Here is an 11,767-nt window from a genome sequence, read left to right on the forward strand (position 1 = left end):
ATTAAGCCTTACGCCTTTCTTGCCAATCAACATAGAGAAAGAGAATTGCTTGCATTACATAGCCAATAGCCCAAGGCGGTTATTATTTAATACTTTCATCTAATCATCAGAATATCTTCTTTTTTCTGATTTCAGATATACTCTCGAATTTTTCCTTCTTCACTTCCGAGGGTGAATACAAAGTATCCTCTAGCCCAGAAACTTTCTTTGACGAAATTCCCTACCTCCTACCATCTTCGATGGTGACCCCATCCGTGGAACCCTCCTCCAAATCCGAAGTGGAACCCTCTTCCAAATCCGAAGTTGATGCCATAACTAGGATAGGGCGACACATAGATGGGATAAGGGTTGTAGATGTAAACAGGAGAAGGCGCTACGGTGTAAGCATCATCATCACAAATCTGAGTAGTATGTTGCACAATTGTTCTAGGTACAACATTCTCTTGCCCAGCATAAGGTAGATTCAAATAACCATCCTGAAAACCACGAGCGAATTCGCCTCCTGCACTCCGAGGTTTATAAGCTTCTCTGTTCCGAGCGCTTTGTTGTCCTTCTCGAAAACCATTTGTATAAGCATTGGGGTGGTTAGCCGCCGATGTGAGTACCCTATTATCAATAACAGGATGACAGTAAACAACCCTATCAGCTTTAGCGGCTTGGGGAAAAAGTAAAGACGTTGAGCCAGCGATTAAGCTGAATAAAGTAGCAACAACTATTTTCTTCACAGCTTTTAACCTCATTTATGCTTAATACTCTAAGCCCTTTAACTATAATTATAAAACCTGAATTATCAGGTGAGATCGGCCAAAAATCATAAATCCTTTGTCAACACCCCTGCCTTGATGCTAGGGGATTCTAGCCTAAAGTCTTAGGAATACCACGACGCAATAGAGCTTGGATGTTGTTGTTTTAGAAATATAAGCGATCGCCTGACTGCATATCTCCTTCAACAGCAGGTTAGGTAGTTGATTATTATTGGTCTTAATAGTTATTATTCTGGTTTACCGAACAGAGAAATTAGAGTAAACCGTAATTTCATTTTAAGTCTAATTAAGTGCGGTAATCATCATTTAATTAGGTGATGATAACCGAATTTACACAAGTTGGAACCATATTTATTATGAATACATAAGCACAAAGGTAAGTGCAAAAACGATTAAACAATAGCTGAATTTTTCCGAGAAAGAGTTATGGTACTAGTTCGTTACAACCCCTGGCAAGAATTGAACGCTTTAGAACGTCACATCAACGGCTTATTGGGAGATACCAAAGTCCCATCTGCACGGCTTGAAAAAGGCTTTATCAGAGTTCCGGCTGCTGAGTTACACGAAACCGATGATGCGATTCATCTCAAGCTAGAACTGCCAGGACTGGAAGCTAAAGATTTAGATATTCAAGTCACCCAAGACGCAGTTCACATTAGCGGTGAGCGCAAATCCCAAACTCAAACCCAAGACAAGGGTATTACCAAGAGTGAATTTTACTATGGCAAATTCCAACGTGTAATTCCTCTATCTGCTAGGGTTCAAAATACCAATGTTACCGCAGATTATAAAGACGGTATCTTGAATTTGACACTGCCTAAAACCGAGCAAGAAAAGAACAAAGTCGTCAAGGTTAATTTAGAACAACCTGCTGCATAAGTGCGAAACTTCTCACCTCCAATAATTGATTGAGATAGCTAAAAGCCCAGTTAAAAATACTGGGCTTTTTTGTATGCAATCTCTACTTTAAGGCGCTGCTCGGTGTCGCTCTGAGAGTTTCATCAAGACGATCCCTGATTTTTGATTTGTTTAGATGTAGCTTCCATAAAGTCGATAAAAACTTTTATGAGCTTATGAATTCCCTCACTACCTCCTGCAATTAAACCTCCTGTCAGCAATGCATCTAAACAACGGAAAATAATTACTTGTATGGGATTATCTAAATCAATAACTACAAGTGGTTCGATTGAGCGAATACCTATTGCGCTCATTAAAAGACCGAATAAAAGAGATGTCCATAGAGCAATTATTCGTGTATCAGATTTATAGGCTGTTCTTTGGCGCTCTTTTTCATTTATATCATCCATTTGTGGCTGGAAAAGCTTTAATGAATTTTGTTGATTTTGTGTAAAATTTTGGATAATTTGCTGTTCTAAACTCATTCCTTCTGGTGGAAGTCCACTGATTTGATTTGATTCCAAAGAAGGAAATTGTTGCTGTTGTCCTTCCATAAGTTTTATTTTCTCAGAGATGAGAGCCTTTTCTTGCTGAATACTAATATCTAGTTGTTCGACGAATGGGCCACGCCAAGTAGTTATAAAAACTTCTAAAGAACGCTCTAACAACAAAGAAATAAATAATTGTAATGTGAGTAGCTGGACAATATCATTAACTCCAAATGGTTTTAAAACGAATGGTTTAGATGATAACCAAGTTGACAAAGTTACTATTATAAAACTAATAATGATTAATACAATAAATAAAGGAGATTCGGGAGAAAGCTTTCGCAACGTATCTATACTCCTGTTTCGCATCACAATAATTAACACAGCCTGGAGGTGAAAACTACACCTGCTGAGTAACTTAACAACGTTAATTTGATAGAACAGTAAATAATTTATGACTCGTCCCTTATTTCTAAAAGTGTGATGAGTCACGCCGTTGTGGGAGCAGAAAGCATTCTAGTGCTACTGTGCATAGGACGACGCTAGAGCAAGTAGCAACCGTAGCACCAACTAAAAACCCCTCCAAGGTGTTGGAGGGGTGAAAGTAATTTTTGCGAATGATAATGGTAATTAGGGGGAGACAGCAGCTTTTCCTGCTCGGTTACGCATTTTTTTGTCAAAGCAACCAGATGATAGTACAGCATTTTATAAATCCATTACGAACCTCTGCAAGTCTGTACTTAGTAAGATAAATCGTTAGTGCTGTCGTCTGATGTCAACTGCAACTCGACAGCGTTTAGATAACCTTTATCATTCAAAGCTTTTTGTACTGGTAACTTTTTAGCGTTAACAGCAGTCTTAACCACATTTAATGCAGTCAGGTTTCCTGTTTGGGATTGAGATACCAAAGCGCTACGGGTAAGACTACCCTGTGCTTTCAGATTACCTTGATAAGCTAGAAATACAGCATCAAAGGGTTTGAGGTAGTTGACGTTAGATGAATTGTTAGAATTGATAGCTATAGGTTCGCCACTATTGTTAGTAGCTATTTGAACGCCACCGATTCTAGGCAATAAAGCAATAGAAGTAACAATGAGTACAGAATCAATCAAGATAGAGAGTTTCATCAGATTATCCTTAGTTATAGTAAAGTGCAATGAGTGTTCTTGAGTAATAGAGTCTTATTTTTTATTTGTCTTAACTTCCTGCACTCAGTTCACCTGAACGGTTGATTTGCTCCTCACCCATTTGGGTGATTGCATCCGACGATTCATTCAAATTTGCTAAGACCCATCATCTGATAAGCAAGAACAGCAGTATCAAAGGTTTTGAGGCAATTGATATCTGTGGAATCGTTGCGTAAAGTATTAGATTTGACAGCTGTGTTGATTGATGTGCCACTTTTGCCATGAGTAGCTATTTGAGTCCTAGCGATTCTAGGCAGGACACTAGAATCAACAATGTGTGCAAAATTAAGCCAAGGAAAGAGTTTCATCATTGATGCTGTGTTGGTTAATAAATCGAGAGCTAAGTTCAGGACAAACTTGAACAGATATATATTTAACTGAGGTTATCTAAAAATTTATGCAACGCTATTACTCAGTTGTAGATATAGCCCAACTGAGGCATCGTATTTCTAGGCTATCCCTTCAACAGCAGATTTCTTGATTTAGTATGATTGAATCTAATTTGTCTATTCGGGTTTACCGAATAGACAAATTAGAGTAAACCGTCAATTTTTTTCTATCTAGTTTAGTACGGCAATCATCAATTAATTGGTGTTAAAAACCGAATTTACAGCAGCTTTCACTCTGCATAATATGAATATGTAAGCACAAGATTCAGTGCAAAACTTATTAAAAAATACTAACTAATGCGAGGAAGAGTTATGACACTAGTTCGTTGGAATCCTTGGAGAGAAATTGACACTCTACAACACCAAATCAATAGTTTATTTGAAGATACCAGACTACCATCTGCATTGTTTGACAAAGGCTTAAGCAAAGTTCCGGCTGCTGAAATTCAAGAAACTGAAGATGCGATTCATCTGAAGATAGAACTGCCAGGAATAGAAGCTAAAGACCTGGATGTGCAAGTCACAGAAAATGCTGTTTACGTTAGCGGTGAGCGGAAGTCTGAAACGAAAACAGAGGAAAAAGGTGTTACCAGAAGTGAGTTTCATTACGGTAAATTTCAACGCGTAATTCCTCTATCGGCTCGGATTCAAAACACTAATGTTACGGCAGATTATAAAGATGGCATCTTGAATCTAACACTGCCTAAAACTGAGCAAGAAAAGAACAAAGTTTTCAAGGTGAATTTGGAACAATCTGCTAATTAATGGGTCGTACTCAGACTACTCTACCTCCTTTGAGAGATTGAGATAACTAAAAGCCCGGTTACTTTCGTGACCGGGCTTTTTTGTAACAATTTTCAATACTATTACAAGTTCAATTTCTTCTTAGGAGCCAATAATCATAATAACTAATACTCCACTACACCTCTAACCAAAGGCTAGATGAATATTAAATTAATTTGTAATCTAAAACACAAAAAAATATCGTTATTACTCGAATAAGTTTTATCGAAACAGAGCTAGAGACTTACCTTAATAAGAGGAGGATTCATACTATAGTATCTCTAGATACCTAAAATAATACAAAAAACCCTTAAATTGACTGAACTGTATTGCCTGCTATTTAGGTTTTTATGTAGAGTTTATTTCTGATATGACAGGAACCTTTGCTTTCAAAAATAATACCGATGCTGCTACTAATAAAGGACTTTATGGGACAACTTTAGTTGCCTAAAATACCTTTATTAGTAATGTAATAGATACCTCTAAATCGATTAATAATCTTGAAGATGGTAATGAAGTCCATGTATAACTTTTTGGTTAGCAGAGCCTACAGAGTACTAAAGACTTTCGAGATTTTTAAGCACCTCTGCGGCTGATTGATATCGTTGAGTGAAGTCGAAATGTACCATTTTATTTAAAATCATCACAAACTCGTCTGTAGCATCAGTGAATTCGCGCCAATGTTGCCAAATCTGTTGATTAGCATCAGCTTGGCTTTGGATAATTATTTCACCAGTATTTGTGTCTCTACGAAACTCTCTGGGTTCTACGCCAGTTAAGCCTTGTATTCCCATAATTCCCAAGGCATAAATATCACTGTTGAGTTTTGGCAACCCGCTCATTTGTTCCGAAGGTGCATAATTAGGAGTCCCAATTGAAATTGTTTGAGCTTCTTGTTGCTGAGGTTGAATCTGCTTAACAGCGCCAAAGTCAATTAAAACAATGTGTCCATCTGATTCTCGCCTAATTAAATTACTAGGTTTGATATCTCGATGGATTACGCCATAGCTGTGAACAAAAACTAGTACATTTAAAACTTCTTTGAGTATCTCCACAACTTCAGCTTGTTTTAGTCGCTTTCCAGCAGTTAACTCTTTATCCATAGCGTGCCCTCGAACAAATTCTTGCACTAAAGAGAATTGCCGATTTTCTTCAAAAAAAGCTAACAGTTGGGGAATTTGTGGGTGCTTACCCAAAGTTTCTAAAATTTCTGCTTCCGCGTCGAATAAACGTCTGACAACATTTAAATATTCTGCATCTTGGCGGGGAGGTCGCAACTGTTTAACCACACACTGCGGATTACCAGGACGCTGGATATCGTCAGCTAAATAAGTATTGCTAAATCCTCCAGAACCCAAGGGTTGAGTAATTTTATAACGATTGTTTAGTAGCGTGCCTAGTGCAATTTCTTGCCCGATAGAATCAACAATTACAGTTGGTGCTTCATTTGAGGCGTTGCTGCGCTGCCGTAAAAGATTTTGCAATTCTAGAATTAATTGTTGGTGTTCTTGAACCCGTTGGGTAATTTCTTTTTGCTCTTGCTGGGTTTGATAAGCACTATAGGCAAGGACACTGGCGGCGGTAAATAGTAACCCCAACGCCGGAGGTATGACTGGGAACCATGCAGCTTGGGTAAAAATGACAAAATTGGCTCCAAATAATACTGCCAGGGCTGTTACTGCTGCCAATCCTAAGCCTAGCGGATGTTGAATTCGCCATACCAGCAACCCACCAACTACAGTCCATCCCCATATCCAAAGGACTTTACCCCACTCAGGCAAAAACCAAAATAGAGGTTGTTTGTTCAGAACAGCACTGAGAATTTGACTAACGCTGTGGGCATGAATTTCAATTCCGGCCATTTTGCCAGAATTATCTGATTTCCCGCTAGCAAAGGGCGTATTAAAAATATCATTTAAACTATTAGCTGTTGAACCAATCAAAACGATGCGGTCTTTAACTAAATCTGGTTTAATTTGATTTGCAAGTACTTCTGTAATAGTTACCTGCTGGGCAACCTGATGACCAGAACGGTAATTAAGCAGGATTTGGTAGCCATTGGTATCTGCTTTTTCATAGCCGCCAGCGTTACTTTGCAGGGGTTTAAATACAGTATTACGTAGTTGTAGTTCTTTTTTGGGGGTAAATTCTAGTTGGATGCCTCCAACTTCTAAATATTTGAGCGCTAGTTGTAAGCTAAAGGAATAGGTACTTTGACAAGAATCAGACTCCTCTGCACTTACTAATAAGAGGTTGCGGCGAATTGTGGCATCAGTATCTTCGACGACATCATTAAATCCTACTCGCTCTGCTTCAACGCCTTTTGGGGGTGCTATTCCCGGATTGTTAGAACCAGAATGTTTGCAAATAGGAATGATGATATCGCTCTGTTGGAGGCGTTGCAGTAGCTTGTCATGACCAGGCGGTACTGGTAAGTCACGAAAAATATCTAGACCAATGACTCGCGGTTGATATTCTTCAAGTTTGCCTAATAGTCGGTCTAGAAGTTCGCTAGACAAGGGCCAATTCCATTTTTGGATATCTTTTTCACTTAAAGCAACAATCAACAAACGAGTGTCTGGGCCTGGGTCGGCACGTAATTGCATCATTTGGTCGTAGACTTTCATTTCTAGAGGCTCAAAAACCCCCAGTTTTTGAATTCCTACTAACAGAAGTGTTGCGATCGCACTTGAAAGAATAACTGGCTGTCTAAATAAACTTTTAAAAGTTACAACCATTTTCTTAAATAGATTTTACTTTAAAATATACGTATATTTTTGGATTAATTTTTAATATCGAAATTATTCTACGCAATTTGCAACTTTTCAAAAAATATAGTCATCATATTTTACTTGTAAACGCCAATAGACTCAAATCCCCGACAACTTTTACAAAGTCGGGGATCTTTTTGTTCATAACTCATTTATCATTGCTAGATGTGTTTCAGATAATGCACAATTGCCTCTGCTGTTGACAAATTAGTAGCCAATAAAACTTGATTAATAGTGCATAATCTTAACAGTGCTTCTTCATTTGCTTGACCAGGCTGAGGTTGCAGCAAATCTCGCAGGAAAATAACTGCTACAATTTCTCCGGCTCCAACCAATGAAGCAATTGTTTGATATCCTCCAGAAGTTGGTGCGGGAGTTTGTTGACTAATCGTTATCCCTGCCTGCTGATGTAAAACTTCACTAACAGATGGCCAGGTAATTGTAAAACTCTGCGAGAAAAATTCTTGATGTTCCAAAACCAATTCAGCAAGTTCTGATTTTTTGCTTTCATGAGCAATCAGCACTATGTTTCTTTCAATGATTGCTTGAGGAGACTCACTAACATTTGTTTCTTCTGGAGTTTCATCAAAATGAGCTTCTTCTACTTCAGGAATTGCTTCAATAGTTTGATTGATGTTCTCAGTAGTTCCACTTTCTGTTGTTTCCAAAGATGGAATATCAGCGAAGTCAGAAATTTCGCTTATTTGTGCAGCAACACCATCAACATATAGACTAACTTCTTCAGCACTTGCATTATTCAAATCAATGTATTGATTGCTTAAAACTTCCGCAACGGCATCATCAGGTGTAGTTGATGCTTCAGGAACTTCGCTTATTGTTTCATCCACCGCAGAAATAGGTTCTACTTCCTCAACATCTGCGCTGTCTGCTGCTGTAACTGACCTATCCCAATCTATTGCTTCATCAATGATATCCCGTGTAACTTGGCTCTGCTCCTCTGCTGCTTGTGGCTGAATTTCTTCGTTTTCAACAACTTCACTGGTTTCTTCTACTACTGGCGTATCTAAATTCACTACTTCATCGTGAGTAGTTTCATCAATGATATCCCGTGTAACTTGGCTCTGGTCCTCTGCTGCTTGTGGCTGAATCTCTTCATTTTCAACAACTTCACTGGTTTCTTCTACTACTGGCGTATCCAAATTCACTACTTCATCGTGAGTAGTTTCGGGAATGTCACTTTCCTCCTCAGATACATGGTGGAAAATATCGCGCGGCTGGACGGAGGTAACTTCTGCTGCTAGTGCTGCCTCCAACTCTGCATTTTCATCGTAGGTAGCTTCAGGAGTGGCGCTTTGTACAGGAACTTCGTTCAAAATATCACGTGGCTGTACGAAGGTAACTTCTGCTGCTAGTGCTGCCTCTAACTCTGCATCCTCGTCGTAGATAGTGTCTGGAGTAGCACTTGTATCACGCTGTTGTACGAAAGTAGATTCTGTCGCCAGTGCTGCTTCAAAATCTCCAGCCTCATCATGGTTAGCTTCTGGAAGAACACTTTCCTCTTCAGGAGTTTCAATGATGTTTTCAGGTGCAGCTATGGCGTTATCAGGTTCAGTCAAAGAAACTTCTGAGGCTTCGCTGACTTCTGGAACTTCGACTTTCTCATTATCGGCACTGACTTCTGGTGTAACTAATGTCCGCAAATCCACAATATCATCACGAACATCGTGTGGAACTTCGCTAACTGCTGCTGGTGTCTCAACAACAGGAATGACATCATCAGGTTGAGTCGAAACAACTTCTGAGATTTCGCTGATTTCTGAGGCAGGCGGTGCTTCTACTTCGGAACTAATTGGCGGTGGAACTTCGCTAACTACCTCTGGGGTTGGGGCTGGATTAACAACATTGGCAGCGTTGACATTTTCAGGCGATCGCGATCGAGAAAATAGTGAAGGATCTATAATTCTAAAGACTGTCTCTGGTTGCTCATAAGCAGGAGCAACTGCTTCCAAAATCAAAACATAATCTGCAATCCGAATAATATCTCCATCACTCAAAGAATATGGTCGATCTTTTTCAGCCTGTTTCCCATTAACTATTGAACCATTTCTACTGCCAAGGTCAGAAAAGTAGTAATTTCCACTTTTAACAAAAAACTTAGCATGTACCCGACTGATATCAGGGCTGTCTAGGACTAAATCAGAATCAGGAGAACGACCTATTACCCATTCTCCTCTTGTTGGAGTTTCTGTGGTCAGGTCAACTTCATTGACTTCACTTAAATTTGGTGAGTAGCTAACTTTAACTTTCATATTAATTTTTGGTTAATTTTATTGATTTCTGCTACCCAACGCTGACGGGTAGTGTGTTCTAAATTTAAAATATCATCTTGTGACCAGTGGAAATGATAAGCAATAAAAGCTACCTCCTCATATAAAGTATCAGAGGGGTAGCTTACGACTCCCCCGCTAGTTCTAGCTCCACTGAAAATTGAGTATTGCAGTGGGGACATTGTGTTGGAATGTGTACATTGCCTTGTTGATTGATTCGATTGTAAAATTCTCGGAGATAGGCAATGTCATGTAGGAGAAGTCCTTCGAGTAAATCAGGACTAACAGAGTTGAAACTGCCCAAGCGAGTAATAACCCGTGCCAGCATCACCAAAACACCGTAAGCCGGATTTTCTTGAACTTTGCGCTCTTGTTGCACCAAAATTTCATCTTTGGCGGTGGCTAAACGCATCACCCCATGACGATGTACTCGTTGTTCGCCATCACTCAATCCTCTAGGAAGAGTGAAAGCAAATTCTGTGCAGAGAGTATCTTTTTTACGGCGCATAGGTTAATTTTATTTGGGCATTAGGCATTGGGCACTTGTACTGAGCGGAGCCGAAGTATTGGGCATTAACTGGTTCCCAGCCTCCAGGCTGGGAACCCATTCTGGGAGGCTCCGCCTCCTCTTTGTTGACAAGAGGTAGAACCTCTGAGAATACATTCCCAGCCTGGAGGCTGGGAACGAGGCTAAACTCCATTAATGAGTCTTTGCTCTCTGCTCCCAATGCCCAATGCCTCATTCAATTATGAAGAAGTGCTTCGGGAGAATTTACTGTATCTTCCGGTATGGAAGTTTCGCCTTCCAAGCCATTGATTCGACGGTAAAAATCTTGGAGATAATTTAAATCTTGGGAAAAAAAGTTTTCCACGATTGCAGGAGTAACTTCTGATAAAGCACCCAAACAAGTAATCACTCGCGACAAGATAATAATTGTGGCATAAACGGGATTCGCTTTAACGCGGGGGTCACGCAAGGGTGCAATCTCGTCTATCGCCGTTGATAACCGCATTACACCTTTGCGGTGGAGGTTGCCTTCAGAGTCTAGATACCCCTTTGGCAGTGTAAATTCAAACTCTGTGGGAAACATAATTCTCCTAATTATTTCACGCGTTTAAATTCCTCAAAAGCAACCTCTACCTCCTCAATTTCGATGTCATGGCTGCGGGCGTTGACATCGGCAATTTTGTAACTTGCAGGCCAAGCACCGGCTAATTCAAATCTAGCTACTTCTTCATTTGCCTGATTATAAATAGACAAAGCAACAAGTCTACGTTGCTGTGACCAATTACCTTTTTCGACTTTTTCAAACCACTTCCAAAAATCCATAGAGTTGGTAGTACCTCTACGCAGAATGAGATTACCACTCTTGGAATTGCTAGGAAGCTTAGTTCTCACCACCTGACCTTTTGATTGCCCTTTTGTACCCCAGGTTTGAGAAGTGACTTCAGTAATTTCAATAACCTCTTGTGTTCTTTTGAAGCCTTGACACTCCAAAAAGAAACAATTGGCATCGTTTTGACCTTCTAGCGTCAGTTCTAAATAGAACCGATGGGCTGTCAAAACTTCTGGAATTCGGCTTGCGGATTGTACCACTGTTAATTACTGCAAATGCTAATTATTTGATTCGTTTAATTCCTTCGTGAACCAATTCAACTGTTTCATTTGCCATATCACCACCAGAGGCTGTTAAGGTAGGCCCGGTGTATTTACACGGATAACAATTGACAATGTTCCAACGTGCTTTTTCTGAGCCTTGTTGGTCATAAGCAACTACTGAACCAGTTTTACGATTCTGTGCCCACTTCCGAGGGTCTCCCATGTCTTCGTTACAGTCTTGATACCATTTATAAAGGTCTATATCATCAGTGGCGATGACTTTTACTGTAATGTTGGTAAATTTAACAACAGTTGGTGTAGCTTGACGCATGAGTTTAGCGCCTTTAGATGAACCGTGAACTTCTTGCGCTGGTGTATTTTCAACGCCTAGTCCGCTAATTTCTTTGATGAATTTATCAGTAATTCCATCAGCCTCGAAGTAAAACTTACAAGAGGTTAGAAATTCGCCTGCCATACTTTTAGACTCCTTTGTGTGTGGTTAATTTGGGAATGGGGAACAAGAATTTTAGATTTTAGATTTTGGATTTTAGATTGAAATTTAATCCAAAATCCGCAATCCAAAATCCAAAATTGAATTGC

Annotated in this window: 13 protein-coding genes; 2 read left to right on the forward strand and 11 right to left on the reverse strand. The window is 39.6% G+C overall.

What is annotated here, in order from left to right:
* Positions 1-227: 227 nt before the first annotated feature.
* A complete protein-coding gene (locus tag ACR5KR_RS09185) occupies positions 228-725 on the reverse strand; it encodes a hypothetical protein (protein ID WP_448266279.1) in 498 nt (165 codons plus the stop codon).
* 465 nt (positions 726-1,190) lie between these two features.
* Here ACR5KR_RS09185 and ACR5KR_RS09190 point away from each other — a divergent pair, with 465 nt between their 5' ends.
* Positions 1,191-1,643, forward strand: a complete 453-nt coding sequence (locus ACR5KR_RS09190) for an Hsp20/alpha crystallin family protein (protein ID WP_448266280.1) — start codon at positions 1,191-1,193, stop codon at positions 1,641-1,643.
* A gap of 122 nt (positions 1,644-1,765) precedes the next feature.
* Here the strand turns inward: ACR5KR_RS09190 and ACR5KR_RS09195 are convergent, their stop codons facing one another.
* The 3 genes from ACR5KR_RS09195 to ACR5KR_RS09205 form a co-directional block, all read right to left on the reverse strand.
* The gene (locus ACR5KR_RS09195) at positions 1,766-2,494 is read right to left on the reverse strand and encodes a hypothetical protein (protein ID WP_448266281.1); all 729 of its coding nucleotides are present in this window, start codon (positions 2,492-2,494) and stop codon (positions 1,766-1,768) included.
* Between the two features lie 395 nt (positions 2,495-2,889).
* A complete protein-coding gene (locus ACR5KR_RS09200) occupies positions 2,890-3,276 on the reverse strand; it encodes a hypothetical protein (RefSeq protein WP_448266283.1) in 387 nt (128 codons plus the stop codon).
* 143 nt (positions 3,277-3,419) lie between these two features.
* Positions 3,420-3,647, reverse strand: a complete 228-nt coding sequence (locus tag ACR5KR_RS09205; RefSeq protein ID WP_448266285.1) for a hypothetical protein — start codon at positions 3,645-3,647, stop codon at positions 3,420-3,422.
* Between the two features lie 390 nt (positions 3,648-4,037).
* On the opposite strand from ACR5KR_RS09205, the gene ACR5KR_RS09210 reads away from it, so the two are divergent.
* A complete protein-coding gene (locus tag ACR5KR_RS09210) occupies positions 4,038-4,490 on the forward strand; it encodes an Hsp20/alpha crystallin family protein (RefSeq protein ID WP_445626821.1) in 453 nt (150 codons plus the stop codon).
* Positions 4,491-5,065: 575 nt separating this feature from the next.
* On the opposite strand, the gene ACR5KR_RS09215 is transcribed toward ACR5KR_RS09210, so the two are convergent.
* The 7 genes from ACR5KR_RS09215 to ACR5KR_RS09245 all read right to left on the reverse strand — a co-directional run bounded on the left by ACR5KR_RS09215 (position 5,066) and on the right by ACR5KR_RS09245 (position 11,642).
* On the reverse strand, positions 5,066-7,246 hold the full coding sequence (locus ACR5KR_RS09215) for a CHASE2 domain-containing protein (protein WP_448266286.1): 2,181 nt from the start codon (positions 7,244-7,246) through the stop codon (positions 5,066-5,068).
* Between the two features lie 194 nt (positions 7,247-7,440).
* Positions 7,441-9,549 carry an FHA domain-containing protein gene (locus tag ACR5KR_RS09220; RefSeq protein ID WP_448266287.1) on the reverse strand — a complete coding sequence of 703 codons (2,109 nt, stop codon included), beginning with the start codon at positions 9,547-9,549 and terminating at the stop codon, positions 7,441-7,443.
* Positions 9,546-9,749 carry a DUF6760 family protein gene (locus ACR5KR_RS09225; RefSeq protein ID WP_313931140.1) on the reverse strand — a complete coding sequence of 68 codons (204 nt, stop codon included), beginning with the start codon at positions 9,747-9,749 and terminating at the stop codon, positions 9,546-9,548. The genes ACR5KR_RS09220 and ACR5KR_RS09225 overlap by 4 nt, the downstream gene beginning before the upstream one ends.
* Positions 9,692-10,075 carry a hypothetical protein gene (locus ACR5KR_RS09230; RefSeq protein WP_094347971.1) on the reverse strand — a complete coding sequence of 128 codons (384 nt, stop codon included), beginning with the start codon at positions 10,073-10,075 and terminating at the stop codon, positions 9,692-9,694. Before ACR5KR_RS09230 ends, ACR5KR_RS09225 begins: the two co-directional genes overlap by 58 nt.
* Before the next feature lie 235 nt (positions 10,076-10,310).
* Entirely contained in the window at positions 10,311-10,658 is a 348-nt protein-coding gene (locus tag ACR5KR_RS09235) for a hypothetical protein (RefSeq protein WP_322688381.1), read from the reverse strand.
* A gap of 11 nt (positions 10,659-10,669) precedes the next feature.
* The gene (locus tag ACR5KR_RS09240) at positions 10,670-11,164 is read right to left on the reverse strand and encodes a phage tail protein (protein WP_448266288.1); all 495 of its coding nucleotides are present in this window, start codon (positions 11,162-11,164) and stop codon (positions 10,670-10,672) included.
* A gap of 22 nt (positions 11,165-11,186) precedes the next feature.
* Positions 11,187-11,642 (reverse strand): phage tail protein, encoded by a 456-nt coding sequence (locus ACR5KR_RS09245; protein WP_094331970.1) that lies wholly within the window; start codon positions 11,640-11,642, stop codon positions 11,187-11,189.
* Positions 11,643-11,767 lie beyond the last annotated feature (125 nt).

This window comes from Nostoc sp. DSM 114159, assembly GCF_053470285.1.